We start from the raw sequence: 25,550 nt of genomic DNA, 5'->3' as shown, positions 1-25,550 counted from the left end.
TAAGAGGTAAACTCATGCTTCTTTTTTCATGTTTCTCATTTTCTTAAGGTTTCCACAAGACATCGACGAGTTCACGTTTGAATAGGTTTGTGTCAATGTTACAAGTTTCAGAGTCTAAGCCGTATTGCCAGCCCCATGCAAGTGAGCCTTCTGGAGCACTCGGGTTATATTTTGGTGCTTTGGCTTCTGCTGTTATTCCGACACTAGGTGCAGCTGTCCAAATATAATTCTGTTCAAGGATGGCGCCGTTGCTTTTTCCGGCCTCTTGATAGGCTTTAAACAAAGCTTGCTCAGGGTCAAATACACCATAAATTCCAGATTTATACGGAGAGCCTTCTACTGTCTCAAACCAGCCTTTAATAAACTCAGAATCTACTGGGTAGGTTGGTTCAATATCTGCAAACAGGGCAACTCCTTCTGGGATGCCAATTTCACCAGCTAGTTTAATTGCTTCCTTAGCATGTGCAACCCCATTGTCATAACCTGTTGCATCATTAAAATGATTGTATATTGGTAGAATAAAGTCACCTTCAGCATGGATTATCTCCACTTGTTCAGCTGTAAGACCTACTGAGATCCCTTCGCGCTCGCCAAGATAACGACCAAATACGACGGGGTCACCAAAATTCTCTTTTACACAAGCATAAAAATCTTTTGTCGTTTCACTTGCAGAATCAATTCCCCAAACAATCTCTGGGAGTTCATCGCTAGGCTTTGCTTTTTCATTGTTGTTTTGTTCTTCATTGTTTTGTTTTTCTTTATCTTCTTTTTGCTTATCTTTTTCACTTTGTTTTTCTGAATCTGTTTGCTTTTCAGTTTCATTATTCTTGTCTTGATTTTGTTGTTCCTGGCTATCAGCCGGTGGTGGTTTTTTCTTATCTGTATTGGAAGGAGGGGGAGTTGTCGGTGCTTCGGTCGTTGGATTCGATGTTACGGGTTTTGCTTTGTCCTCAGTTACATAGAAAAACACCGCACAGCTTAAAAGGAACCCGATGATTACGGATATTAGTATATTAAATCCTTTCTCTGTCATTTTATCACCTCACCTTTGACACCTTATATATATGTAAGGTGTCAGTGTGCGGTGTGGGCTTAGGATTTTGGAACTTAAATCGAGATGTCCGATGCTTGATTTCTGTAGGTAACTTTTTGGTGAAGCTGCAACATATACCTCATACTTAGAAAAACCTCAAACACAATTAGCATTAAAATGAGCCAAATCCCAAAAGATAGGACCAAATGGCGGATATGTAAAATAATTGTGATATCTGTTTGAAGGCGGAAAGTAAATGTATCAAACATGGCAAAGGTAAATATCCGGCTCCACTGGCTGACATCGTAAATAAAAATTCCTTTTTTAATTCCAAAATGTTTAAGTCGTGAATAAAGCCTGATGATCTCAATTGTCTCAACAAGTAAGTAGATAGCAAAGACAATCATCCAGAGCGTGACGATAATAGTAGGATCGACACTTCCGGATACAATACAGGCAATTCCGGAAATGGACAATGCCCCGTGGAGAATACAGTTTGTGTTATTCCAATCATCCTTGATGGACCAGCTTTTTCGAATGTATCTTTTACCGATAAAATAAATCCCAACACAATAGAAGAGGAAACCTATGATAAGCAAGCTTATGTTCAAGTAGATTGGAACCTCAGGATATATGGTGTTTATTAAAAGTATTATAGACTGTGTACTAACAGTGGTTAATAATACAATTCCGTGAACTTTATGGTAGGAACTGGTTTTATGGATTTCGAAAAAGGCTACTATCGATATTATAATATAAAATAGCCAGAAGCCGAAGTTCACAAGTGAGATGAGCATCGCGGGCATAAACCAATCGTTATAAATATATAGTAAAATTCCACAAATGGAGGAAGCTGCCACCCATGTTCCAATCCCAAATCGATTGATAGGATTTTTGAGATGGAGCTCCCTGAATTTTCCCTTCCAAATGGTCATTCCTAAAGAAAAAAGAAATGACAGCCATAGTGTAATATTGATCATCACTATAATCTCACCATAAATATCAAAGCCTGTTGTGAAATAATTGGATAAAACCCCTCGAGTCATAATTCCAATCGCCATTACCGCGGCTAAAGTTGAAGTTTTAACGAAAATATTGGTGTATTTTATGTAGACTATTCCGATTAATATGAGCAGTAGCCATAATAAAAACAATATGATCACCTTTTAAATCTAATTAATTACTAATCTATGTTACCATGTTATGCCTGAATAGGAAAAAAATCCGTTCAATGGATGAACGGATTTATGTTAGGTTTTAGATTCCGGTTTTAATGCCAAAGCCGACAAGGATTAAACCGGTTGATTTTTGGAATGCTTTATTGAATTTGGGATTGTTGAACCATTTTTTTGCGTAATCAAGGATAGATACGAGGAGTAAAAACCAAACAATGGCAAGGATGGACATAATAAGGCCCATTATGATTAATTGTTGGTTTATGTTCTCGTTCAAATCAATAAACTGGGGCATGATTGTGATATATACTAGAACGGTTTTAGGATTAAGTATGTTACTAAGCAACCCTTGCAAAAATGATTCCTTATGATGTTTTTTTGTAGGTGTAACTTGATTCTTTGCTTGTTCTTGAAGCTCATTCAATGACAAGGAGCTTTTGGTGAAGAAGCTTTTGATTCCTAGATAGATTAAGAAGGCAGCACCTGCATATTTAATAAAACTAAACAAAAACACTGACTTCGCAATTACAACAGATAACCCAAGAACGGCAATAAGTGTCCAAAAAGCAAGTCCCATAGACGTTCCAAGTAGGGTATAGCGACCAGCTTTTGGACCGTATGTAAGTGTGTTTTTGATGATTAACATCGTGTCCACTCCGGGAATTATAACCATCATAGCTGCGATTGGTAAGTAGGCAATTAGGTTATCCATTGTCTGTAGACCTCCAAGTTGGTTTTAGTGACTACTACAGTAACTACTTTCAAAAATATTGTAGCAGATTTGATTGGAATGCATCAATACTTTTTGTTAATATATTAGTTACAAAGGTAGCGACTATTCGGTGGAGGAACGAAATTGGATAATATTTTTGATACATTTAAGAATTTACAGTTTACGGAGTATGAGGCGAAGGCATATTTGAGCTTATTGGAAGAATCTCCATTGACAGGCTATGCAGTTGCAAAAAATTCTGGTGTACCTCGTTCAAAAATTTATGAGGTATTGGACAATCTAGTTATGCGTGGGGATATATTGGTTAGTCCAGGTAATACACCACAATACACGCCGGTACCTGCCAAGGAACTGATTCGTCACCGTCGTACGAAGGCAGAGGAAAATTTTAATAAGGCAGAGAAGTTTTTCGAAAACTTTGAGCGCTCGGTTCATGACCGTGAAAATATTTGGAATATCACAGGGGATACAGAAATTCTGGATAAAGTGCGGACATGTATCGAATCAGCTAACCAACGGATTTTGTTAGAAGTATGGAAAGAGGAGTATGAGGTATTAGCAGAGGATTTAAGAGCTGCTGCCAAAAGAGGTGTCAATATTACGATTGTCGCGTATGGAGAGGTTGAATCTGATTTTGCCAATGTATATTTGCATGACATGAGCCTTGATATTACGGACGAATATGGCGGAAGATGGCTCGTATACAGTGGCGATGATTCAGAGGTCGTAGCTGGAATCGTGTCTTTAGGTAAAGATAGTCGCGCAGCATGGACGATGCATGTAGGACTAGTTATGCCAATAACAGAGGTCATCATCCATGATTTATATTTGATGGAGCTGTTAAACAAGCATCGTGATATTCTTGAAGAAAGCTTTGGCAAAAACCTGATTGACCTACGTCACAAATTTTCAATCCACTCGGATTTCAAAAAGCATTATGTGAAGTAAAATGGTTTAGCGTTGGTCAATGGATCAGCGCTTTTTTATGATGAATGGAGAACGTGTTTATGATAAGGGTTTTGGATGAAACAGGAAAATGTAGTAGCATAACTGCCGGATAAGGTGTGGGTATTGGATGAAGTTGGAAGAAGTCATGGCTTAAAGGTGAAATATGGTATGAGTTTTGGATAAATGTGGAAGAAGTTATAGCATAAAGACCAAATAAGGTATAGGTTTTGGATGAAGCTGGAAAAAGTCAATGGAAATCACCTTTGGGGTCCAAGAATAAAGTCCCCGCGGTTCGCTAATTACTCATCATTTTTATCCTTACTTAAGAGAATTATTTGACTATAACCCTATGAATATAGTATTACTAAATAGAAGGATGATTGAAAGCGATTACTGAAATTTAAATACAGACAGCCTGTCCTTCTCTGATTCAGAATGATTTATTTTAAATGCAAGTAAATATGTTTTGAAATTGGGGGAAGTAAAAATGTCGAATATTCCATCTATCCTGAAATCCTTAAGGATTCCTGTTATCGGTTCACCAATGTTCATCATTAGTAATCCAAAGCTTGTGATTGAACAATGCAAAGCAGGGATTGTAGGGTCGATGCCTGCACTAAACGCTAGACCAGCCTCACAACTGGATGAATGGTTGGCAGAGATAACTGAGACACTAGCTGATTACAATGCGAAAAATCCTGACCGCCCAGCAGCTCCATTTGCTATTAATCAAATCGTACATAGGTCAAACAATCGTCTTGAACAGGACATGGAGCTATGTGTGAAATACAAGGTACCGATTATTATCACTTCTCTGGGAGCTCGTGAAGAGGTGAATGTAGCAGCTCATAGTTATGGGGGAATTGTTTTACATGACATCATCAATAATAAATTTGCCCATAAGGCAATTGATAAGGGGGCAGATGGCCTAATTGCCGTCGCTTCAGGTGCAGGAGGGCATGCAGGAAGCAAGAGTCCATTTGCTTTAGTTCAGGAAATCCGTGAGTGGTTTGATGGTCCCTTAGCTTTAGCAGGATCCATTGCAACTGGGAAGTCTATATTAGCGGCTCAAGCTATGGGAGCAGATTTTGCATATATCGGTTCACCATTTATTGCAACACATGAGGCACGAGCTGCAGAAGACTATAAGCAAGCCATAGTTGATTGTAATTCGGATGACGTTGTGTACAGTAATTTATTTACGGGAGTTCATGGAAACTATCTAGCACCATCCATTCGTGCAGCAGGCTTAGATCCTGAAAATCTTCCTGAAAGTGACCCTTCAACAATGAATTTTGGTGGAGAAGGGAAATCAAAGGCCTGGAAGGATATTTGGGGAAGTGGTCAAGGCATTGGTGCGATTAATGAAGTGACAAGCGCTGGTAAGTTTGTTGATAAACTCCATCACGAATATATAGAGGCAAGAGAAAATTTATTGAAGGCAAGTCAAGTATTTGCTTAGTGAGATAAATTTAGTGTGGTGCTTATTCCTAGTTTGATTTTTTGTAGGAGTAAGCACTTTTAATTTGTTGAAGGGTAGGAGGAATTACAGTGGACATAGCTCAGCATAACAGAAATGCTTGGGATAAGAAGGTAGAAGATGGTTCTAGATATACTCAATCTGTGAGTAGTGAAGTAATCGAAAAGAGTAAAATTGGCGAGTGGGAAATCATCGTTACAACTGAAAAATCAGTCCCTAGACACTGGTTTCCGAAATCGTTAGATGGATTGAAAATTCTTTGCTTAGCTTCGGGTGGGGGACAACAAGGGCCAGTATTAGCCGCAGCTGGAGCAGACGTAACCGTTTTTGATCTATCTAAAAAACAATTAGAACAAGATGAAAAGGTAGCAAAACGTGAAGGGTTAACCTTAAAAACAGTACAAGGTGACATGTCTGACCTTATTGAATTTGAAGATGAATACTTTGATATAATCGTTCACCCTGTTTCTAATTTATTTGTTAAAGATGTACGCCCTGTCTGGAAAGAAGCATCCAGAGTTTTAATAAGCAATGGTATTTTGATTGCTGGGTTTACGAATCCTTTACTCTGGATCTTTGATGAAAATCAAGAAAATAAAGGGATTCTAGAAGTTAAACATTCTATACCATCTTCAACCCTTGATTATTTACCAGAGGATGATGTACAAGATTATATCGATTCAAATCAAACAATCGAATTTGCCCACACGTTGGAAGACCAAATTCAAGGGCAAATTGATGCTGGGTTTGTCATTTCAGGTTTTTATGAAGATGATTTTGGTGGAAAAAGAATATTAGATAAGTATATTAAAACATTTGTTGCTACACGAGCGATAAAGATAAAAGAAACGCTCAGAGAATTCTGAGCGTTTGTCTATACGTACGAACCTATTTTATTTCTTAGCCAGTACCCCTCGTTTCAAGACACTTTTCCGTTGATCGCCATTTAAGTAAGCTGTAGCCAGTGCAACTAGGAGCAATATTCCTGTCACGGTGAAGAGCATTTGTGTAGGAAATAGGCCTCCTAATACCCCACCGATAAGTGGGCCAATCATACCTCCAATTTGATTTGCAGTTTGACTGAGGCTGAAAGCTCTGCCGCGGAAATCTTCTGGAGTAATTTTGACAATAAGCCCATTTAAAGCAGGGAAGATCGCACAGAAGAAGACTCCATAGATGAAACGAATAATTGAGAAGCCCCAGATTTGAGTAAAGACAATCTGAGCTAATGTGCCAATTCCAGCGCCTAATAGCCCAATGAGTAAAATCCTATTGAAACCTACTTTGTCCGCCCATTTTCCCCACACAGGCGCAAACAAGGCACTCGCAAGACCAGGTAATGCAATTATAAAACCGGTCAGTAATGTTGTATAACTTGAGTGACTTGCGATATCAGCGATGTATAATGGTAGAATCGGGTCAATAATCATTGTAGAGCAGCTGACCATTAAGGTCAGAATCAATACAAGGAAGAAAGGGCGATTGTCGATTGCGATTTTAAAATCTTTGATAACGGAACCTTTTTCTTTGTTCGCTTTGAAGTTTTCTTCTTTGACGAAAAAGATGATTAAAATGGTTGCCAATAAGACAATGGTTCCCGCGCTTGCAAAGGCCCATCGATTACCCCAAAGTTCAGCTAAACCGCCACCCAAGAGAGGTCCTAAAATCATCCCGGTTGCTGCAGCGGATGAAATCATGGAGAGCGCATACCCAACATTTTTTGTTGGAGTGTTTGTCCCGACGAGTGCAATCGAACCTGGGATAAACCCACTTAATAAACCTTGCATGATACGTAAGCCTAAGATTTGATAAGGATTTGTAACAATTGCCATTAACGTATAAACGAGGAAAAGGGCAAATCCAGCCCTTACAATCATTGGTTTACGTCCGTATTTGTCGGCAACTCTTCCCCAAAACGGTGTCGCAAATGCACCTGCAAAAAAGGCGGCCCCATAGATTAGCCCTGACCATAATTCAGTGTGGTCGTGTACCCCGATTTCTAACAGAAAAATCGGTAAAAACGGGATAACCATTGAAAACCCTGAAGCGGTAAAAAAGACACCAATCCAAAGAACCCATAAATTTCGTTGCCAATTCGGCATGATTTTTTCCATCTCCTAAAAATATACTTGTTTTTTTAATAGATTTATAGTACCACAATTGCAGATTATTTTCATTAACGAAACTTTCGAAAACTGAAATAAATTTAAAGCGGAAAAATAAGCGAGAGGATGATATTGCTCACATAAAAAAAGTCCCAGAAGGTTTGTTTCATTTTGATTAAGATTTTTCAGTATAATTACAAACTAGCCATTAATATTAAAAAGACATTTACAAATCAAAGACATTTGCATAAACACCCTCCTTACGATGCTATAATACGATAACAATAGTTTGGAGGTTTTATGATGGCAAGTAAGCGAGAGTATTATTTTGATAACGCAAAGTTCATCCTAATATTCCTTGTTGTCTTTGGGCATTTCATTCAGCCTTTTATTGATGATCATAAAATCATCATGACAATTTACCACTTCGTGTATTCCTTTCATATGCCTGCTTTTATATTAGTTTCGGGGTATTTTGCAAAGGGGTTTAGGAAGGAAGGATATATTAAAAAGACGGCAAAAAAACTGTTGATTCCCTATTTAATTTTTCAGCTTATCTATACGATCTATTATTACTACCTATATAATGGTCAATCACTTTTATTTGAGCCATTTAATCCACAGTGGTCACTTTGGTTTTTAATTAGTTTATTTTGCTGGAATGTGATGCTGTATGCGTACACGAAAGTACCGATGAAATGGTCGGTGACTATCGCAGTTTTAGTTGGGATAGGTGTAGGCTATATTCCCTTTGTGGAAAATTACCTAAGTTTATCTCGGACATTTGTCTTTTTCCCATTGTTTTTATTGGGTTTTTATTGTAAAAGAGAGCATTTTACAGCTTTGAAACGCCCGGCAGTTCAAGTGGGATCAGGAATTTTGCTTTTAGCTATTTTAATCGGCTATTATTTTGTACCAGATTTCAATACCGGTTGGTTGCTTGGCTCGAAGTCGTACGAAACGTTATCTCATGAGAATCTCGGCGGACTCATTCGATTAGCAGTCTACTTGGTTTCAATTGTTATGACGGTTGCCTTTTTCTCACTATTACCGAAAAGGCAATTTTTCTTCACAAGCTGGGGCACACATACATTATATGTATATTTGTTGCACGGCTTTGTCATTAAATATTTCAGAAGTAGCGAATGGCTAGACGTAATTAACGATACTGGAAATATTGCAATATTAGTAATCGCTTCACTCATCCTAACATTGTTGTTGTCAACGAAAACAATTCGAGCGATAACTCAGCCGTTAATTGAACTTCGAATCTCCATCATCAAGAGGTTCTTTAATGTCAAACAAGAAGGCTACTAATTCATTGAACCATAGGGACGGTTCTCTTGGTCCGGTAGATACCGGAGTTTGAGAGCAGTCCCTTTTTGGTCATAAATGGAGAACCACTAGAACCGTCCCCGTGGTCCCGTTTGATGTTTTACCCTTTGTAATTTTCGGCTCTTTTTATAAAGGATTGTTCGTCTTCGATTAGGCCACAGACCCCGCATTGGACCTTGATTTCTGGCCCGCGGTATGGGACATGGAAGGGATCAAGGTTTTCTGTGTATTCTTCCATAACTTCGCCACTTTGTGGATTCATTTTTACGGATCTAGAGACTTGTTCAATAATATTGAATCTGGAACGATTGGTTTTGCAATTAGGACATAAATAAGGACTACTCATTCTTACACCTCCTATTTTTTACTGTTTCCAATTATGGAAATACTATGAGCGTATTTTTTTGAACAGACAGCAGAAATGATATAATGAAATAAAGCACAAGGAGAAAGGAAGAGGGTACATGGAAAATACGCATGAAAAAGTGGAAAAAGCAACCTTTGCTGGCGGCTGCTTCTGGTGTATGGTTAAGCCATTTGATACACAACCAGGAATCATTGAAGTTGTGTCAGGTTATACAGGTGGAACGAAAGAAAATCCTACATATGAAGAGGTTTGTTCGGATACAACAGGACATTATGAGGCCGTTCAAATTACATTTAACCCAGACATTTTTCCTTATGAGAAAATAGTCGAGCTCTTTTGGCAGCAAATTGATCCAACAGACGCAGGCGGTCAATTTTTTGATCGGGGTGATTCCTACCGCACAGCAATTTTTTACCATACGGACGAACAGAAAAAGATTGCCGAAGAATCAAAGCAAAAACTTGCTGACAGTGGAATTTTCACAAAACCAATCGTGACACCGATTCTTCCTGCAAAGGAATTCTACAGAGCAGAAGAATATCATCAGGATTATTATAAAAAGAAGCCTGAACACTATAATCGTTATCGTAAAGGATCAGGCAGGGACAAATTTATTAGAACCCATTGGGCTGCAAAGGAATTTGAAGAGGCTAAGAATAGTCTGACAGATATGCAGTATTACGTGACACAGGAACAGGGGACAGAGCCACCGTTTCGAAATGAGTTTTGGAACAATTCAAAAGAAGGCATTTATGTTGATATTGTGTCTGGTAAGCCATTGTTCAGTTCATTGGATCAATATGATGCAGGCTGCGGTTGGCCAAGCTTTACAAAAGCGATTGATGCGAAAGAAATCGTTGAGGAGCTTGATACATCACATGGTATGATCCGTACTGAAGTTAGAAGCAATACAGCAGATTCCCATCTTGGCCATTTATTCTATGATGGACCAGGTCCAACTCGTATGCGTTATTGTATAAACTCCGCTGCACTTCGGTTCATTCCTAAGGAAGATCTTGAAAAAGAAGGCTATGGGGAGTACGCGAAACTCTTTAACTAAATCGAGAGAATGCATGTTTATACAGCATGTGTGAGAAAATGACTATTTTCATATTTGTTGGTTGACTCTGGTAATCTGCAATGATATGATGAAATAGACCATTTTGTTGCGTTATATAAGTTTAAAGAAAAGAAAGAACGATAATTTCATTTTAGAATCAGGCTATTCTTCTGAAGTTATATGTCAATTTGTTTTAGATTTATGTAAGTGTACAATGGTTAATTTTTCAATGCACAAATGGTTTGTGTGTTCATTTTAGGAGGCATATTTCATGCAAAATGGTAAAGTAAAATGGTTTAACAGCGAAAAAGGCTTCGGATTCATCGAAGTACAAGGTGGAGACGATGTTTTCGTACACTTCTCAGCAATCCAAGGCGATGGTTTCAAAACTTTAGAAGAAGGTCAAGAAGTTTCTTTCGAAATCGTTGAAGGTAACCGTGGACCTCAAGCATCTAACGTAGTTAAATTATAATTTAACCTATAAATAAGATCTCAAAACAGCCCTACTGATGTAGGGTTGTTTTTTTATGGGTGGATTTTTGCGATTGTGGGTCAGGTCCGTTGTCCCATCTAGGTTCGTGCTTGATTAGAGGATTTGAGTGTTTACCAGAAAACGGAGTTAGTGTACATGCTAGGTTGTAAAGGTGATGAGCGTGTACTGTAAGAAAGGTTTCGCGGTACAAGCTAGTGTAGAAAACGAGTAGAGCGTGTACTGCAAGAAAGGTTTCGCGGTACATACTAGTGTAGAAAACGAGTAGAGCGTGTACTGCAAGAGAGGTTTCACGGTACAAGCTAGGTTGAAAAAGAGGATAGCGTGTATCACAAGAAAAGTTTCGCGGTACAAGCTAGTGTAGAAAACGAGTAGAGCGTGTACCGTAAGAGGGGTTTAGAGGTACATGAAAAAGAGTATAACCCGTGAGACAGATTTAGGGAAACATGCTAGTGTGCTAGAAAAGTATTTTGCATATATGATAAAGTCTTTCCTTGGAATTAAGCTTTATCGTACCCTCACCGGAAGTTATGCAAACATCTGAGGGTACGAATAAGGGTTAATCTTACGAACCCTGTGCATTAATTAAGATAATTCCTGTTTAACTAGCTTGATAAAGTTTTTAGCAGGAGTTGAGACATAGTGATGCTCAAGCCAAATCATACCTAATGAGGAATGCGTGGTTGTTTCTTTAATCGGAGCAGAATATAGGTCTCCATCTCCATACACATCAAAAACGGATTTAGGCACGATCGTTGCGCCCATTCCTCCTTTCACCATTTCCATCAATACATGCATATCTGAGCACTCCGCAATACTCGTAAATTGAAGTTTTTGTTTTGAAAAGGCTTCATGAATGATATTATAACTCCCCAAACCTTCAGTACTTGGAATAATGAGTGGCAATTGAGAAATCATTTCGAGCGAAACCATGTCCGTTTTCTGCTTACTTACAAAAACAAAGGGTTCACTAAGAAGGTGTTCATATATGAAACCTCGATGTTCAAGTGGAAGTCGTACAAATGCCATTTCAATCGCGCGGGATTTAACCATTTCCGCTAGATAAAAAGAATCGTTTTGAACAACTTTAATCGAGACGAGTGGGTATTTTTTGTGGAAGGCATGAAGCATATCCGAGAATCCTGAGACAGACAACGTGTTTAAACCCACCGCTAGTACACCTTTTGTACCTTCTTCTGTTTCTTGGATTTCATTTTTAATTTCCTCAACACTGTTCACGAGATGCAATGCACGTTGATAGAGAACTTCGCCTTTATCCGTTAACGCCATACTTTTGCCATTGCGCTCAAATAATTTAACTCCAAGTTCTTCTTCCAGTTGCTTAAGTAGCATGCTGAGAGGCGGTTGAGACATATGGAGCCGATTGGCAGCTGCTGTAATATTTTTTTCTTCAGCGATTGCAATAAAATAACGTAATTGCTTAATATCCATCAAATTTCTCCTTCTATATAAAAAATATATAGTTTCTATATATATTATATATTTTTCGAATGGCAGAAGTCTATGTTATGATGAATATCGTTTTTAGTGGACGTTAGAAAGGTGATTAATATGGAACGGTTTTTTAAATTACAACAACATGGTACGACAATTGGAAAGGAATTTTCTGCAGGATTTATTTCATATATAACAGTTGTCTACATTATTATTGTCAATGCAACAATCCTCGCTGTGGCGGGAATTCCGATGGAAGCGGGAATCATTGCTACCATTTTAACTAGTTTCATAGGATGTGTAGTGATTGGGTTATGGAGTAACACACCGATTCTCCTCATTCCTGGAATGGGACTTAACGCGATGTTTACTTATACCATTGTGCAATCCGGCGGATTCACATGGCAGGAAGCATTAGCTATGGTATTTGTAGCAGGATTGATTTTCGTGGTTATTGCTTTTACACCATTAGCGAAGGTAATTACTTCCTCGATCCCGGCTTCCTTGAAAGAAGCAATTACGATTGGGATTGGAATTCTGTTGATATTAATTGGGTTTGACAATGCAGGGATAATTACGAGCTCAGAACACACTCTGCTAGCTATCGGTGATTTAAGTAGCCCAACTGTGATTATAACTTTTATTGGTTTGATCATCACAGTTTTATTATTTATTAAAAATGTACCTGGTAATCTATTATTAAGTATTTTGATTACATCGGTATTAGCGATTCTGTTTGGAGGATCAAACGTAGAGGGAATTTCCTTATCCACACCAGATTTCAGTGAATACTTTGGTGTGTTTGGTCAATTATCTTGGGCACAAGCAGGGAATATCATTTTCTGGCTTACTTCAATTTCACTTGCTATGGTGCTAGTATTTGAAAATATTGGTTTAATACATGGACATACCAACATGTTAAAACGTCCTGAGACTAGTAAAAAATCACTTCAGGCTACAGCCGTTTCTGTATTATCTTCTGGAGTTTTTGGAACGAGCCCAACGGTTGCTTCAGTGGAATCGGCGGCTGGAATTACAGCTGGAGGAAGAACAGGACTAACAAGTATTGTAACAGGGGTTATGTTTTTAGTTTCAATTTTATTTATTCCAGTGATAAAAATAGTTCCAGCAAGCGCGGTTTCACCGATTCTAATCTTAATTGGGGTTTTGATGCTCCAAAACATTGTGAACATTTCTATGGATGATTTCACTGAGAGCTTTCCGGCACTTTTAATTATCGTGTTAATTCCATTAACGTATAGCATCGCGGACGGCATGGCGATCGGCTTTATAATGTACCCAGTCATGAAGCTATTGATGGGGAAAGGAAAAGAAATCCATCCGGCACTTTATATGATTGCGATATTGTTTTTAAGCAATTTTGTAATTCAATATGTGTACTAAAAAATAGCAGTCCTTTGAGGGCTGCTATTGTTGTTGTGCGCATATCAGTTGTTTAAAACATACCATTTTCATTTGGGGAGTTTTCTGGTAGCGGTTGTCCGATATCCCATAATTCAACGACATTGTCATTTTCGAAACGAAAGATGTGTACAACAGCCGCACCAAAATCTTCAGAATTTTGTCTGATATGGGAGTAGACAGTAACCTTGTCTCCTTCTTCAATGGCAAGTTTCACCTCAAAAATCTTATGAGGATTCTGGACTGCATTTTCTTCCATAGCGAGCATAAGACTTTCTGCATCGCCACGAAAATAGGGATTGTGGTGACAAAAATTAGGTCCGATGTGTCGTTCGTATGCTTCTCGAATGTTCCCAGATACTATTAAATCTAGAAAAGACTTTGCTTTTTCCTTCAGGGTGGAAGTTGTTGTGATTCCATGTTCCGTACTCAAGTTAATCATCCTTTTTTAAAAATTATATGTTTTGAATAATACGGTGTCAATTAATGGGGAGTTTCAACATGATACTTTGAATAGAGATCTATCTATTTTCCGATAATGGTGAAGGTGTAACAGCATCATGGGTAGAATTACATAATGTTGGGAAAATAATGAAAATGTAGGTGGATATGATGGGAAGAATCGTTCATTTTGAAGTACATGTGGATGACATGGAGCGTGCAAAGAAGTTTTATGGAGAAGTTTTTGATTGGAAATTTGAAGACTGGACGGATTATGCGGGGATGCCTTATTTTGGAGCTGTAACTGGTGATGCAAATGAGCATGGTATTGACGGTGCTCTGATGCAAAGGCAGGGACCACCTCCCGGACCAAACCAGCCATTAAATGGATATGCTTGTACAATGGGTGTGGCAGATTATGATTCTACTGAACAGAAAATTTTGGCTAATGGTGGGAAGGTCGCTTTGCCGAAATATGCGCTTCCAGGTATGGCTTGGCAGGGATACTATATCGACACAGAAGGAAATATATTTGGGATTCATCAACCTGATGAGAATGCGAAATAAGTTTTAAAAGATCCTTCAATTAATAAAGCCTTTCGCCCAATAATGGGTGAAAGGCTTATTAGTGTAATATGTATTCGTTTATCGATGCTGATCAAATAGAATTTGATTTCCGTCCGGATCTTCTATGACAAAATGTGCAGGTCCTTCACCTGATTCATCTGCCTCAGTCAGCATTGTCATTCCTTTTTCTTTTAGCTGCTTTTGGATATCACGAACGTCTGTAAAGGAATCAAGATTTTGTGCGTTTTGATCCCATCCAGGGTTAAAGGTGAGAATGTTCTTATCAAACATCCCTTGGAATAAACCGATTACAGTATCTCCATTTTTCAAGATAAGCCAATTTTGGTTGATGTCCCCACCTAATGTCTGAAAACCTAGATTTTCATAAAATTCCTTTGATTTGTGGATGTCTTTTACATTTAAACTGACAGAAAATGCACCAAGTTTCATTTTTTTCCTCCTAATTATGGTTTAATTTAACTATAAAGGAGTAAATCAAAATTCACAAGATTCACAGTGGGTTACAAACTAAAATTAATAGAAAAGGGCATCTATTGTCAATACTGGAAGATAGTTCTAGAACATAATGAAAGGATGAATAAAGTGACATATGAAGAAATTATGGAAAATCTTGAGGAAATGGGTTCCGAGCAAATAAAGCAAATTTATAAGAATCATGGGGTAAAAGAGCCGCATTTTGGAGTTAAAATAGGGGATTTAAAAAAGCTTGTCAAGTTTGTAAAGAAGGACCATGAATTGGCGCTAAAATTATATAAGTCTGGTAATCATGACGCTATGTATTTAGCGGGTCTCTCGGTGAATCCAAAGGTAATTACGAAGGAGACGTTGCAAGATTGGGCGACTAAAGCATATTGGTATATGGCTGCAGAATATACAGTTGCCCAAGTGGCTGCAGAAAGTGAGTATGCACTTGAATTGGCGAGGGAATGGATGAACTCTGAGGAAGAAATGATTGCAGTTTGTGGATGGAGTACGTACTCAAACTATTTATCGATCACACCAGATGAAAAATTAGATATTGCAGAAATAAGAAAGCTGTTGAATCAAGTGAAAAATACGATTCATGAAGAGCGCAATCGGGTTCGCTATGTGATGAATAGCTTTGTTTTGTCTGTCGGAACCTATGTAGCGGAACTAAATGATGAAGCGAAGCAAGTCGCAGCACATATTGGAAAGGTACATGTGGATGTGGGGAATACAGCATGTAAAGTTCCTCTTGCGTCGGATATATAAAGAAAGTAGAAGCGAAAAATAGAGTCGGTCTGAAACGGAAGACTTGTATTTGTTAAATACACATTATTGTACAAATAAATAATTGAAGGTGAAAATGAATGGAAAAAACAAGAACGATAGAAGCAGTAGACCAGTATATTTCTGAACTGCCAGAAAATATTCAGCACATTACAACTGCTTTAAGAAAAATCATACTAGATGCATCACCTAACTTAGTAGAGGAATATAAATGGTCGATGCCTAATTACACTTACAATGGATTGGTGTGCTATCTTCAGGCTTCCAAAAAACATGTTAATCTCGGTTTCCATAGAGGTGTTGAACTTCAAGAAAACGATACAAATCAATTATTGCAAGGTTCAGGCAAAGGGATGAGGCATATTAGGATTAAAAAAATGGAAGAGATCCAGCCTGATGTTTTTACTGAATTCATTAAGGCTGCGATGGATTTGAATGAGAAGTAAAGAGTAAGGGATAGGGCTAAGGCTCTGTCCCAAAATCTAAATTTTTGATAAATTCAAGCAATAGGATTGACAGTTCCGCACTAGTCTTATTAATATTATGTTATATAGACGAAGGTGGATAAAACGTAATGAAATTGATATTGTGTAGAGGAGTGGGGAGTTTGAAGCTTAGGGCAAAAAGAAGTGAGCTTGTGGAAGTAGCGAAGGGGAATATACCTGCTGATTTGTATATTAAAGGCGGGACAGTCATTAATGTGTATTCTGGGGAATTTCTAAAACTAAATGTGGCTGTATATAAAGATAGTATCGCGTATGTAGGAGAAAGTGAAGCGATGGTTGGAGAGCATACTGAGGTCATTGATGCTGAAGGAAAGTATGTATCTCCTGGGTTCATTGAAGCACATTCTCATCCGTGGGTTGTCTATAACCCTATCAGCATAACAAGTAAGGTGTTGCCGCTTGGTACAACCACATCAGTCAATGATAATCTATTTTTCTATTTACATATGGGAGCGAAAGGCTTCAAGGACATGGTTTATGACTTAAAGTCCATGCCAGGAAATTTCCTTTGGCTTGTAAGACTTGTTTCACAGGCGGACTATCCGGGTGAACGTGAGTGGTATAATCACCAAGATATTCAAGAATTACTTGCATTGGACGAAGTGGTTGGTTCAGCGGAAGTAACACGTTGGCCGCTCCTTTATAACGGAGATCCATTTTTACTAGAAACCATGGATTATGTAAAAGAAATCGGAAAGGTTTCCGACGGCCATACTTCAGGCTGTTCGTATGAAAAATTAAATGCAATTGTGGCGTCAGGAGTGACTGCGTGCCATGAAGCAATCACGGCGAAAGAGGCATTAGACCGTCTTCGATTAGGCATGTGGACGACATTACGAAACAGTTCGCTTCGACCAGATTTAGAAGAAGTGATTAAAATGATAACAGAAGGTAAGGTCAACACAAGTAGAATTGTGATGACAACAGATGGGCCACATCCTGGCTTTATTGAAAGAGAAGGATTTGTCGATGGACTTGTTCGTCAAGCAGTTGAACTTGGTGTTCCAGTGATGGATGCCATTCAAATGGTGACAGTCAATGCAGCGACCTACCTTCGCCTAGAAGATTACATTGGGGGCATTGCTCCGGGAAGAAAGGCAGACATTCTCCTACTTCCTGACCTAGTTGACTTCCGCCCTGACTTAGTCGTTGCGAGCGGTGAAGTTGTTGCAGAAAATGGCCAATTATTGGCTTCGATGCCGGAAGTAGACTGGACAAAATATGTGGTAAGAGAAGCATTTGAATTCCCGAAATCTGTTCTTGAAAATCCAGAACTCTACCAATATCCACATCCGGATGAAAATGAACCATTGCCTGTTTCATATTTTAAAAGTAATGTCATTACCGCTAGGAAGGATACCATCATCCCGTCTGTGAATGGTTTTGCAGATCTTTCAGGTCATGAAGGACTTATGTATTCAGCATTGATTGACCGTCGAGGGAATTGGGTCAGTAGAGCAGTCTTAGAAAGATTTGCTGTTACCCTTGATGGGATGGCTTCAACGTACAATACGACAACGGAATTACTTGTTGTTGGAAGAAACCCTTTAGCGATGGCAAAAGCAGCATCAAGGGCTCATGAAATTGGAGGGGGTATTGTCATCGTAGATGGTGATGATGACATTATCCTTGAAATTCCTTTACCACTTACAGGTATGATGACCACGAGCCCATCATTCGATAAAGCAGTCCAATATCATGATGAGTTGCTTCAAACCTTGCAGGAACGAGGATTCCCATTCCATGATATACTTTATACTTTATTGTTCTTAACCTGCGACTTCCTTCCAGGATTACGCTTGGTACCGTATGGGCTATATGAAGTGAAAAAGGATGCTATTTTGTTGAAGGCCGAAACGTTCGGGACAGAGGTAACGAAGTAGTGAAAAAAAGAAACCTACAAACATTGAAATTTTAATGTTTGTAGGTTTTTTTGTTTTGGGGTTAATGATTATTAAACTTATCAGCAAGAAACTTGAGCAGAGCTCTTACTGCGAAAGATTGGTACCTGTCTTTTTTCGTAATGACAACAAGCTCCCACATGGGTGGTGATACGAGTGGAATCCTGTTAATTTGAGTTTCATCCATTTTTGAATATATGGATTTCGGTAGAAGAGTAACCCCCAGTTGCGCAATCACAAGTTCCGTTATCAAGTCCCATTGTGAACTCACATAAGCAATTTTAGGAGTGAATCCAGCATTTTGACATTGTTGAATAATCAAATTATGTAAAGCAAATTCTTGATTAAAGAGAATAAAAGATTCATTTTCTAGTTGTTCTAGTTTTACAGAATTCTCATTCGATAACCGGTGTGTGGGATGAGTGAAAAGCATAAATTCTTCTTTGATAAAGGGGGCTACCAAAAATTTATTGTGATCGGTTGGATTTACTACAATACCAACGTCAACTTGCCCCTCATCTACCAAATGTTCAATGCGCTTAGCACCAAGTTCGATTAATTCTAACGACACTTGCGAATGCTGCTTTCCAAATTTTTGCGCAATGGTTGGAAAGAAGAGTGTTCCAATTAAGGGTGGTATCCCAATTTTTATATTTCCGGTTGGTAGATTTATAAGGTCGTCTAATAAAGTATGAAGTTCATTTGTGGCACCTAGAATTTTAGCTGCTTGCTTATAGACAAGTTTACCAGCATCAGTCAATACTAATTTTCGAGTTGAGCGTTCGAATAGTTCAACGTTAAGATCAGTTTCTAATTTTTTAATGGATTTACTTAAGGTTGGTTGAGAGATGTAGGTGTTAACTGCTGCTTTTGTAAAACTACCGTAATCAACAACTTCCATAAAATAGCGTAAATCTTTTAGCTCCATAGAAGCCTCCTTTTATTCCGTTTTGTAATAAAGATTATTCTTATTATTCATTTTACGGATAAATAGGATTGTTGTAAAATTTTATTAAGAAGATATTGAAAATTATGAAATAAATACAGAGATTCAAATATCGTATTTCAGGAGGGGAAATAAATGAAAACTATATTTACAAGCTTTGAAGAAGCTGTAAGCGCTATCAAAGATAGGATGACCTTAATGGTAGGTGGCTTTGGCCTTGTTGGAATTCCTGAAAATCTAATCATTGGCCTACGGCAGGCGAATGTAAAGGATTTAACAGTGATTTCCAATAACTGTGGAGTAGATGATTGGGGACTTGGAATCCTTTTGCAAAATAAACAAATCAAAAAGATGATTTCCTCTTATGTGGGGGAAAACAAGGAGTTTGAAAGGCAGGTGTTAAGTGGTGAATTGGAGGTTCAGCTAGTTCCACAAGGATCATTAGCGGAGAAAATTCGGGCTGGTGGATCGGGCATTCCAGCATTTTATACCCCAGCAGGAGTTGGAACGCCAATTGCTGAGGGACGCGAAACAAGAGAGTTTAATGGAAAAGAATACTTATTAGAAGAAGGATTAACCGCTGATTTTAGTTTAGTTAAAGCATGGAAAGCAGATAAATTAGGAAATCTAGTCTATCGACAAACAGCACAGAACCTTAATCCAATCATGGCTGCAGCTGGGAAATACACGATTGCAGAGGTAGAGGAGATTGTAGAGGTTGGCGAACTCGATCCTAACGAAATTCACACACCGAGTATTTATGTTCAAGGACTTATTGTAGGTAAGCATGAAAAACGAATTGAACGTTTAACAGTAAGAGATTAGGGGAGGTAGAACGATGTCGAATTACGTGAGAGTGAAGATTGCACAAAGGGCAGAACAGGAAATTCAGGACGGAAACTATGTGAATCTGGGAATTGGCATGCCAACAATGGTAGCAAATTATATTGCGGACAATAAACATGTGGTTTTACAATCTGAAAACGGATTATTAGGAATTGGGCCATATCCTTTAAAGGAAGAGGTGGATCCTGACCTTATCAACGCAGGAAAAGAAACAGTCACGGCAATGAAGGGTGCTAGCTTTTTTAGCAGTGCCGAGTCTTTTGCGATGATTCGTGGCGGACATATCGATATCGCAATCTTGGGCGGTATGGAGGTGGCTGAGAATGGAGATTTAGCCAACTGGATGATTCCTGGCAAGATGATTAAAGGCATGGGTGGCGCTATGGACTTAGTTCACGGTGCCAAAAAGACGATTGTCATTATGGAGCATGTGAATAAACATGGTCAGCCTAAAATATTGAAAAAATGTAGCCTACCACTTACAGGTCAAAAAGTAGTAGATCGCATTATCACAGATCAAGCCGTTATTGATGTCACAGAGAATGGCTTAAAATTAGTTGAAGTAGCAAAGGGGTATAGTGTTCAAGATATAGTTGAAACTACTGAAGCTGAATTGATCATAGCAGATGAAGTAAAACTTGATGCATTTTAGACGTGTGAATCAATTCAAAAAGGATAAGGCAACCCCTTATCCTTTTTCTGATAGTTTATATAAACATCCCGGCAATCGCAGCACTTAGTAAGGAAGCAAGCATCCCAGCAGCAACTGCTCGTAATCCCAATTTTGCAATATCTGAGCGTCGTGAGGGTGCTAGTCCACCTAATCCACCAAGCAGAATGGCCATTGAACTTAAATTTGCAAAACCACATAATGCAAAGCTGACAACGATGACGGTTTTTTCAGTAAGTTCAGGAATTCGAGGGGCAAAAGAAGAATAAGCCACAAATTCATTTAAGACAAGCTTTTGACCTATAAAGCTCCCAGCAGTGATTGCTTCTGACCATGGTACACCCACGGCAAATGCAATCGGTGAAAAAATGATTCCTAAGATGCTTTCAAGACTTAAAGCGTTATACCCAAATATACCTCCAAGTCCACTTAATATCCCGTTTATTAACGCAATGAGTGCAATAAAGGCGAGTAACATGGCCCCAACATTTAAAGCAAGTTGTAAACCATCACTTGCCCCTCGAGCTGCAGCATCGATTACGTTAGTAGAATCAGAATCTTTTTGCATTTCATAATCCTTTATGTTGGAATGCTCGGTCTCAGGCATAATAATCTTTGCTAATATAAGTCCAGCTGGTGCAGCCATGAAACTTGCAGCTAAAAGGTATTCTAATGGGACACCTAAGAGGGCATAACCTACAAGGACAGAACCTGCAACCGAAGCTAGTCCACCTGTCATTACAGCAAAGAGTTCCGAGTTAGTCATTTTAGCTAAGTAAGGACGAATGACCAAAGGTGCTTCTGTCTGGCCAACGAAGATATTTGCAGCTGCAGACATAGATTCAGTCATCGAGGTTCCGAGTAACTTAGATAATGCTCCTCCGATGATCTTGATGAACCATTGCATAATCCCAAGATAATAGAGAATTGAGATTAAAGAAGAAAAGAAGATAATAATTGTTAACACGTGAATTGCAAAAATAACACCAAATTCCTCTGCATTTGAAAGCGATCCAAATAGAAAAGAAATTCCTTCATTAGCGTAGTTAACAATATCCTGAACCCTCATTGAAACCCATTTAAGTGCGGCTCTTCCTGTATTCCATTTTAAAACAATAAAAGCAAAACTCAATTGAATTAGTAATCCAATCAGAATTGTTCGAGGATTAATATTACTCCTGTTACGTGATAATAATAAGCCTATCCCAAGTACAACCAAGATTCCGAATATCCCCCAAAGTATGTTCATTAAATCACCTCTAATGGTAGATTTATCATCTTTGGTAAAGAATATACGAATTAATGTTTGTATAAGGATAGGCTATTTTCTCTATCATCTTTAGTATGTAACAGTATCTAAATTGTACGGTTGATCATATCCTGCAAATCCAGGAATGGACCATACGCCGATTTTTGCATTTTTCGCTTTCTCCATCGCGGCAATATAATCATCGAGATACTTTTTGTCTTCATAAATATATCTTACTGTTAGAAGACCTTCTTTTAACATTGTTTCTTGAATGTTTTCACCTGTCGGCAAGAATCCATAGACAAGTAGTCGGTCGTATTTATCACGACTATCACCTTTACCTAACTCAAGAACAATTTCTTTTCCTTCTACTAAATCATTTAAATAGTCACGCGCTTCTTCTGCATATGGCATTGGTCCGCTATCTTATCTATGTTATTAATTAATCATATGTAAGATCACGGAAATTTCAAGGGTTGAATTTACCGGACAATATAGAAATGGTCTTTTATAAAAAGTCACAAAATATACCTTTGCATACATTAGGGGGGTATCGTACACTCTAGTTATAAAGAAAAAAATTAATAAATTCACTACCTATTGTTAATGGGCTTACATAACCTGTTTTTTTTTATAATTTAAACCTACTATGCCTATTCACGGTAATTAAAAAGTTTATTTACTATTTTTTATCAATCTTTTTTATTGACTTGAATACTATAGGGGGGTATAGTAAGAGTATAAAGAAAAGGAAGTGATTGATTTGGATAAATTTTTACATGAGCACCCGAGTCAACCAAGAACAAAAGATGAAAAGCAAGCGATTGTTAACCGTTTAAAACGAATCGAAGGTCAGGTTCGTGGTATTCAGAAAATGGTTGAAGAGGATCGTTATTGTGTAGATATTTTAGTACAAATAAGTGCCATTCAATCTGCATTAAAGCAAACTGGGTTTACAATCACGGAACGCCATATGAAACATTGTGTTAGTGATTCAATTAAGAATGGGGAAGGCCAAGAAGCGATTGATGAGTTAATGACTGTTTTAAAACAGTTCTCGAAATAAGGGGGTATAGACGATGAGTGAGGCTCAGCGTGCAATGCAACATACAACACTTGGTGTAACGGGAATGACGTGTGCTGCCTGTTCCAACCGTATTGAAAAACAGTTAAATAAAATGGACGGGGTGGAAGCGCAGGTTAATTTAACAACGGAAAAAGCAACTGTTAATTATGACCCGGAAAAGATCTCCATAGAGGATATTACAAATAAAATTGAACATATCGGATATGGCGTTGTCATGGAAAAAACAGAACTCGATGTTTTTGGAATGACATGTGCGGCCTGTTCTACTCGGATTGAGAAGGTTTTAAATAAACAACAGGGTGTTAAGCTGGCAACGGTCAACTTAACAACTGAAAGTGCCGCAATTGAATACAACCCAGGGATGATTGATGTCAAAGACCTGATTGAGAAGATACAGAAGCTAGGGTATGACGCGAAACCAAAGGCGGAAGCTGAGGAAAAACAAACCTACAAAGAAAAAGAGCTTCAATCTAAAAAAACGAAATTAATTATTTCGGCTCTGCTTTCAGCGCCGTTGTTAGTAACGATGCTTGTTCATTTATTTGGAATGAACGTACCGGCTATTTTTATGAACCCATGGTTTCAATTTGCATTAGCGACACCGGTTCAATTTATTATCGGCTGGCAATTTTATGAGGGTGCCTATAAGAACCTTCGAAATGGTGGAGCCAATATGGATGTGCTTGTCGCATTAGGTACAAGTGCAGCTTATTTTTACAGTTTATATGAAGCAATCAAAACAATTGGGAACGCACATTATATGCCACATTTGTACTTTGAAACGAGTGCCGTTTTAATTACATTGATTTTATTCGGTAAGTTTTTAGAGGCAAGAGCAAAGAGTCATACAACAAATGCGATTTCTGAATTGTTAAATCTGCAGGCGAAAGAAGCGCGCGTGATTCGGGATGGAAAAGAAGTCATGATTCCAGTTGAAGACGTTGTTGTTGGAGATCGTGTACTTGTAAAACCAGGTGAAAAAATACCTGTAGACGGTATCGTGGTTAAAGGAAGAACGTCTGTTGATGAATCAATGCTTACTGGTGAATCGATTCCAATTGAAAAAGATCCAGGTGCAAAACTAATTGGATCTACGATTAATAAAAATGGCGCTATTGAAATGGAAGCAACAAAAGTTGGGAAAGATACAGCTCTTGCATCCATCATTAAAGTTGTGGAGGAAGCGCAAGGCTCAAAGGCGCCAATTCAACGTCTTGCTGATGTGATCTCAGGTTATTTCGTTCCAATTGTTATTGGTATAGCAATTTTAACCTTTGTTATCTGGATTGCTTTTGTGGAGCCAGGTCGATTTGAGCCTGCATTAATCGCAGCGATTGCCGTACTCGTGATTGCATGTCCGTGTGCTTTAGGCCTTGCCACTCCGACATCCATTATGGTTGGAACAGGAAGAGCGGCTGAGAGCGGGATCTTATTCAAAGGTGGAGAACACTTAGAACGTACACATCAAATTGAAGCGATTGTTTTAGATAAAACCGGAACAATCACAAAAGGTAAACCAGAAGTTACTGATTTTACGGGTGACGATGAAGCAATTCAACTATTAGCTAGTGCGGAAAAAGGTTCAGAGCATCCACTTGCAGAGGCAATTGTTGCCTATGCAACAGAGAATGATATCGAGTTTTTAGAGGTCGAAGATTTTAGAGCCATACCCGGCCATGGTATCGAAGCAAGAATTTCTGGAAAACACATTCTTGTCGGAAATCGAAAATTAATGATGGATCATCTCATTATAACTACTGGTTCTGAAGAGCAACTAGTTCAATATGAAACACAAGGAAAAACAGCCATGTTAATTGCAATTGATGGCGAATATCGCGGAATGATTGCCGTTGCTGATACGATCAAGGAAACAGCACCAGAAGCGATTAAGCAATTAAAAGAAATGGGCATTGAGGTCATCATGCTAACGGGTGATAACGAAAGAACTGCACAAGCGATTTCTAAGCAAGTTGGAATCGACCAGGTGATTGCACAAGTGTTACCTGAAGAAAAAGCAGACAAAGTGAAAGAGCTTCAGGCTAAAGGTAAAAAGGTTGCCATGGTTGGGGATGGTGTAAATGATGCACCTGCTCTTGTCACAGCAGATATCGGGATTGCCATTGGCACAGGTACAGAAGTTGCAATCGAAGCAGCTGACTTAACAATTCTTGGCGGGGAGCTATTGCTGATTCCGAAAGCCATTAAAATTAGTCACGAAACGATTAAAAATATCCGTCAAAACCTATTCTGGGCTTTCGGATACAATGTTGCTGGTATTCCGGTCGCTGCGATTGGATTACTTGCACCATGGATTGCCGGTGCTGCAATGGCACTGAGCTCAGTAAGTGTTGTTTCAAACTCACTTCGTTTAAAACGAGTGAAATTATAAGAATAGTGCTTGGCTTCAGCAGACGATTTTTGTCTCGAGCCGATTAGGATAGTACTAGACACTCTTCCATTTA

Annotated in this window: 26 protein-coding genes and 1 pseudogene; 16 read left to right on the top strand and 11 right to left on the bottom strand. The window is 38.5% G+C overall.

The window, feature by feature from the left end; all coding sequences use genetic code 11:
- Positions 1-43: 43 nt before the first annotated feature.
- The 3 genes from CKJ95_RS01030 to CKJ95_RS01020 all read right to left on the bottom strand — a co-directional run bounded on the left by CKJ95_RS01030 (position 44) and on the right by CKJ95_RS01020 (position 2,920).
- Positions 44-1,033, bottom strand: coding sequence for a glycoside hydrolase domain-containing protein (locus CKJ95_RS01030; protein WP_099351560.1), 990 nt, complete (start codon positions 1,031-1,033; stop codon positions 44-46).
- A gap of 74 nt (positions 1,034-1,107) precedes the next feature.
- A complete protein-coding gene (locus CKJ95_RS01025) occupies positions 1,108-2,187 on the bottom strand; it encodes a hypothetical protein (protein WP_099351559.1) in 1,080 nt (359 codons plus the stop codon).
- 103 nt (positions 2,188-2,290) lie between these two features.
- Complete coding sequence (locus CKJ95_RS01020; RefSeq protein WP_099351558.1) at positions 2,291-2,920, bottom strand: homoserine/threonine efflux transporter; 630 nt, start codon at positions 2,918-2,920, stop codon at positions 2,291-2,293.
- 144 nt (positions 2,921-3,064) lie between these two features.
- Between CKJ95_RS01020 and CKJ95_RS01015 the strand changes: the two genes are divergently transcribed.
- From CKJ95_RS01015 to CKJ95_RS01005, 3 genes are all read left to right on the top strand, one after another.
- Positions 3,065-3,889 carry a TrmB family transcriptional regulator gene (locus CKJ95_RS01015; RefSeq protein ID WP_099351557.1) on the top strand — a complete coding sequence of 275 codons (825 nt, stop codon included), beginning with the start codon at positions 3,065-3,067 and terminating at the stop codon, positions 3,887-3,889.
- A gap of 487 nt (positions 3,890-4,376) precedes the next feature.
- Positions 4,377-5,351, top strand: coding sequence for an NAD(P)H-dependent flavin oxidoreductase (locus CKJ95_RS01010; RefSeq protein ID WP_099351556.1), 975 nt, complete (start codon positions 4,377-4,379; stop codon positions 5,349-5,351).
- Between the two features lie 89 nt (positions 5,352-5,440).
- Positions 5,441-6,235 (top strand): class I SAM-dependent methyltransferase, encoded by a 795-nt coding sequence (locus tag CKJ95_RS01005; RefSeq protein ID WP_099351555.1) that lies wholly within the window; start codon positions 5,441-5,443, stop codon positions 6,233-6,235.
- 27 nt (positions 6,236-6,262) lie between these two features.
- On the opposite strand, the gene CKJ95_RS01000 is transcribed toward CKJ95_RS01005, so the two are convergent.
- Positions 6,263-7,471 carry an MFS transporter gene (locus tag CKJ95_RS01000; protein ID WP_099351554.1) on the bottom strand — a complete coding sequence of 403 codons (1,209 nt, stop codon included), beginning with the start codon at positions 7,469-7,471 and terminating at the stop codon, positions 6,263-6,265.
- A gap of 306 nt (positions 7,472-7,777) precedes the next feature.
- On the opposite strand from CKJ95_RS01000, the gene CKJ95_RS00995 reads away from it, so the two are divergent.
- Entirely contained in the window at positions 7,778-8,791 is a 1,014-nt protein-coding gene (locus CKJ95_RS00995) for an acyltransferase family protein (protein ID WP_099351553.1), read from the top strand.
- Positions 8,792-8,909: 118 nt separating this feature from the next.
- On the opposite strand, the gene CKJ95_RS00990 is transcribed toward CKJ95_RS00995, so the two are convergent.
- The gene (locus CKJ95_RS00990; RefSeq protein ID WP_099351552.1) at positions 8,910-9,155 is read right to left on the bottom strand and encodes a DNA alkylation repair protein; all 246 of its coding nucleotides are present in this window, start codon (positions 9,153-9,155) and stop codon (positions 8,910-8,912) included.
- Positions 9,156-9,273: 118 nt separating this feature from the next.
- Here CKJ95_RS00990 and msrA point away from each other — a divergent pair, with 118 nt between their 5' ends.
- From msrA to CKJ95_RS23260, 3 genes are all read left to right on the top strand, one after another.
- Positions 9,274-10,236 (top strand): peptide-methionine (S)-S-oxide reductase MsrA, encoded by a 963-nt coding sequence (gene msrA, locus CKJ95_RS00985; protein ID WP_099351551.1) that lies wholly within the window; start codon positions 9,274-9,276, stop codon positions 10,234-10,236.
- A gap of 271 nt (positions 10,237-10,507) precedes the next feature.
- Complete coding sequence (gene cspD / locus CKJ95_RS00980) at positions 10,508-10,708, top strand: cold-shock protein CspD (protein ID WP_077618477.1); 201 nt, start codon at positions 10,508-10,510, stop codon at positions 10,706-10,708.
- A 424-nt stretch (positions 10,709-11,132) separates the two neighbouring features.
- On the top strand, positions 11,133-11,270 hold the full coding sequence (locus tag CKJ95_RS23260) for a hypothetical protein (protein ID WP_180271383.1): 138 nt from the start codon (positions 11,133-11,135) through the stop codon (positions 11,268-11,270).
- Positions 11,271-11,311: 41 nt separating this feature from the next.
- Here the strand turns inward: CKJ95_RS23260 and CKJ95_RS00975 are convergent, their stop codons facing one another.
- Positions 11,312-12,178 (bottom strand): LysR family transcriptional regulator, encoded by an 867-nt coding sequence (locus CKJ95_RS00975; RefSeq protein WP_099351550.1) that lies wholly within the window; start codon positions 12,176-12,178, stop codon positions 11,312-11,314.
- A 120-nt stretch (positions 12,179-12,298) separates the two neighbouring features.
- On the opposite strand from CKJ95_RS00975, the gene CKJ95_RS00970 reads away from it, so the two are divergent.
- On the top strand, positions 12,299-13,585 hold the full coding sequence (locus CKJ95_RS00970) for an NCS2 family permease (RefSeq protein ID WP_099351549.1): 1,287 nt from the start codon (positions 12,299-12,301) through the stop codon (positions 13,583-13,585).
- Positions 13,586-13,637: 52 nt separating this feature from the next.
- On the opposite strand, the gene CKJ95_RS00965 is transcribed toward CKJ95_RS00970, so the two are convergent.
- Positions 13,638-14,045, bottom strand: a complete 408-nt coding sequence (locus CKJ95_RS00965; RefSeq protein WP_099351548.1) for a nuclear transport factor 2 family protein — start codon at positions 14,043-14,045, stop codon at positions 13,638-13,640.
- A 170-nt stretch (positions 14,046-14,215) separates the two neighbouring features.
- Here CKJ95_RS00965 and CKJ95_RS00960 point away from each other — a divergent pair, with 170 nt between their 5' ends.
- A complete protein-coding gene (locus CKJ95_RS00960) occupies positions 14,216-14,611 on the top strand; it encodes a VOC family protein (RefSeq protein WP_099351547.1) in 396 nt (131 codons plus the stop codon).
- A 78-nt stretch (positions 14,612-14,689) separates the two neighbouring features.
- Here CKJ95_RS00960 and CKJ95_RS00955 read toward each other — a convergent pair whose 3' ends face one another.
- Positions 14,690-15,061: a VOC family protein gene (locus tag CKJ95_RS00955; protein ID WP_099351546.1), complete on the bottom strand. Its 372-nt coding sequence runs from the start codon at positions 15,059-15,061 to the stop codon at positions 14,690-14,692.
- Between the two features lie 153 nt (positions 15,062-15,214).
- Here CKJ95_RS00955 and CKJ95_RS00950 point away from each other — a divergent pair.
- From CKJ95_RS00950 to CKJ95_RS00940, 3 genes and pseudogenes are all read left to right on the top strand, one after another.
- Positions 15,215-15,921: pseudogene (locus CKJ95_RS00950) on the top strand (DNA alkylation repair protein).
- Between the two features lie 42 nt (positions 15,922-15,963).
- Positions 15,964-16,329: a DUF1801 domain-containing protein gene (locus CKJ95_RS00945; RefSeq protein ID WP_099351545.1), complete on the top strand. Its 366-nt coding sequence runs from the start codon at positions 15,964-15,966 to the stop codon at positions 16,327-16,329.
- A gap of 161 nt (positions 16,330-16,490) precedes the next feature.
- The gene (locus CKJ95_RS00940) at positions 16,491-18,272 is read left to right on the top strand and encodes an adenine deaminase C-terminal domain-containing protein (RefSeq protein WP_099351544.1); all 1,782 of its coding nucleotides are present in this window, start codon (positions 16,491-16,493) and stop codon (positions 18,270-18,272) included.
- 61 nt (positions 18,273-18,333) lie between these two features.
- Here the strand turns inward: CKJ95_RS00940 and CKJ95_RS00935 are convergent, their stop codons facing one another.
- Positions 18,334-19,218 (bottom strand): LysR family transcriptional regulator, encoded by an 885-nt coding sequence (locus tag CKJ95_RS00935; protein ID WP_099351543.1) that lies wholly within the window; start codon positions 19,216-19,218, stop codon positions 18,334-18,336.
- A gap of 153 nt (positions 19,219-19,371) precedes the next feature.
- Here CKJ95_RS00935 and CKJ95_RS00930 point away from each other — a divergent pair, with 153 nt between their 5' ends.
- Together CKJ95_RS00930 and CKJ95_RS00925 are read left to right on the top strand one after the other, a co-directional pair.
- The gene (locus CKJ95_RS00930) at positions 19,372-20,061 is read left to right on the top strand and encodes a CoA transferase subunit A (RefSeq protein WP_099351542.1); all 690 of its coding nucleotides are present in this window, start codon (positions 19,372-19,374) and stop codon (positions 20,059-20,061) included.
- 13 nt (positions 20,062-20,074) lie between these two features.
- On the top strand, positions 20,075-20,734 hold the full coding sequence (locus CKJ95_RS00925) for a 3-oxoacid CoA-transferase subunit B (RefSeq protein ID WP_099351541.1): 660 nt from the start codon (positions 20,075-20,077) through the stop codon (positions 20,732-20,734).
- A gap of 55 nt (positions 20,735-20,789) precedes the next feature.
- On the opposite strand, the gene CKJ95_RS00920 is transcribed toward CKJ95_RS00925, so the two are convergent.
- Complete coding sequence (locus CKJ95_RS00920) at positions 20,790-22,001, bottom strand: NupC/NupG family nucleoside CNT transporter (protein ID WP_099351540.1); 1,212 nt, start codon at positions 21,999-22,001, stop codon at positions 20,790-20,792.
- Between the two features lie 90 nt (positions 22,002-22,091).
- On the bottom strand, positions 22,092-22,415 hold the full coding sequence (locus tag CKJ95_RS00915; protein ID WP_099351539.1) for a thermonuclease family protein: 324 nt from the start codon (positions 22,413-22,415) through the stop codon (positions 22,092-22,094).
- 349 nt (positions 22,416-22,764) lie between these two features.
- On the opposite strand from CKJ95_RS00915, the gene CKJ95_RS00910 reads away from it, so the two are divergent.
- Together CKJ95_RS00910 and CKJ95_RS00905 are read left to right on the top strand one after the other, a co-directional pair.
- Positions 22,765-23,067, top strand: coding sequence for a metal-sensing transcriptional repressor (locus tag CKJ95_RS00910; RefSeq protein WP_099351538.1), 303 nt, complete (start codon positions 22,765-22,767; stop codon positions 23,065-23,067).
- A gap of 13 nt (positions 23,068-23,080) precedes the next feature.
- On the top strand, positions 23,081-25,477 hold the full coding sequence (locus CKJ95_RS00905; protein WP_099351537.1) for a heavy metal translocating P-type ATPase: 2,397 nt from the start codon (positions 23,081-23,083) through the stop codon (positions 25,475-25,477).
- The last annotated feature ends 73 nt before the right edge of the window (positions 25,478-25,550 follow it).

The organism is Fredinandcohnia onubensis, from assembly GCF_002734285.1.
In the GTDB taxonomy this organism is placed as follows: Bacteria; Bacillota; Bacilli; order Bacillales; family Bacillaceae_L; genus Ferdinandcohnia; species Ferdinandcohnia onubensis_A.
The sequence above is the reverse complement of the archived record's forward strand: the minus strand, read 5'-3'. Positions and strand labels throughout refer to the sequence as shown.

Bases quoted from the DNA above. Each gene is read 5' to 3' on its own strand.
- CKJ95_RS01030 (WP_099351560.1), bottom strand. From the start codon at position 1,033: ATGACAGAGAAAGGATTTAATATACTAATATCCGTAATCATCGGGTTC.
- CKJ95_RS01020 (WP_099351558.1), bottom strand. From the start codon at position 2,920: ATGGATAACCTAATTGCCTACTTACCAATCGCAGCTATGATGGTTATA.
- CKJ95_RS01010 (WP_099351556.1), top strand. From the start codon at position 4,377: ATGTCGAATATTCCATCTATCCTGAAATCCTTAAGGATTCCTGTTATC.
- CKJ95_RS01000 (WP_099351554.1), bottom strand. From the start codon at position 7,471: ATGCCGAATTGGCAACGAAATTTATGGGTTCTTTGGATTGGTGTCTTT.
- CKJ95_RS00995 (WP_099351553.1), top strand. From the start codon at position 7,778: ATGGCAAGTAAGCGAGAGTATTATTTTGATAACGCAAAGTTCATCCTA.
- CKJ95_RS00990 (WP_099351552.1), bottom strand. From the start codon at position 9,155: ATGAGTAGTCCTTATTTATGTCCTAATTGCAAAACCAATCGTTCCAGA.
- msrA (WP_099351551.1), top strand. From the start codon at position 9,274: ATGGAAAATACGCATGAAAAAGTGGAAAAAGCAACCTTTGCTGGCGGC.
- cspD (WP_077618477.1), top strand. From the start codon at position 10,508: ATGCAAAATGGTAAAGTAAAATGGTTTAACAGCGAAAAAGGCTTCGGA.
- CKJ95_RS23260 (WP_180271383.1), top strand. From the start codon at position 11,133: ATGAAAAAGAGTATAACCCGTGAGACAGATTTAGGGAAACATGCTAGT.
- CKJ95_RS00975 (WP_099351550.1), bottom strand. From the start codon at position 12,178: ATGGATATTAAGCAATTACGTTATTTTATTGCAATCGCTGAAGAAAAA.
- CKJ95_RS00970 (WP_099351549.1), top strand. From the start codon at position 12,299: ATGGAACGGTTTTTTAAATTACAACAACATGGTACGACAATTGGAAAG.
- CKJ95_RS00965 (WP_099351548.1), bottom strand. From the start codon at position 14,045: ATGATTAACTTGAGTACGGAACATGGAATCACAACAACTTCCACCCTG.
- CKJ95_RS00960 (WP_099351547.1), top strand. From the start codon at position 14,216: ATGGGAAGAATCGTTCATTTTGAAGTACATGTGGATGACATGGAGCGT.
- CKJ95_RS00955 (WP_099351546.1), bottom strand. From the start codon at position 15,061: ATGAAACTTGGTGCATTTTCTGTCAGTTTAAATGTAAAAGACATCCAC.
- CKJ95_RS00945 (WP_099351545.1), top strand. From the start codon at position 15,964: ATGGAAAAAACAAGAACGATAGAAGCAGTAGACCAGTATATTTCTGAA.
- CKJ95_RS00935 (WP_099351543.1), bottom strand. From the start codon at position 19,218: ATGGAGCTAAAAGATTTACGCTATTTTATGGAAGTTGTTGATTACGGT.
- CKJ95_RS00930 (WP_099351542.1), top strand. From the start codon at position 19,372: ATGAAAACTATATTTACAAGCTTTGAAGAAGCTGTAAGCGCTATCAAA.
- CKJ95_RS00925 (WP_099351541.1), top strand. From the start codon at position 20,075: ATGTCGAATTACGTGAGAGTGAAGATTGCACAAAGGGCAGAACAGGAA.
- CKJ95_RS00920 (WP_099351540.1), bottom strand. From the start codon at position 22,001: ATGAACATACTTTGGGGGATATTCGGAATCTTGGTTGTACTTGGGATA.
- CKJ95_RS00915 (WP_099351539.1), bottom strand. From the start codon at position 22,415: ATGCCATATGCAGAAGAAGCGCGTGACTATTTAAATGATTTAGTAGAA.
- CKJ95_RS00905 (WP_099351537.1), top strand. From the start codon at position 23,081: ATGAGTGAGGCTCAGCGTGCAATGCAACATACAACACTTGGTGTAACG.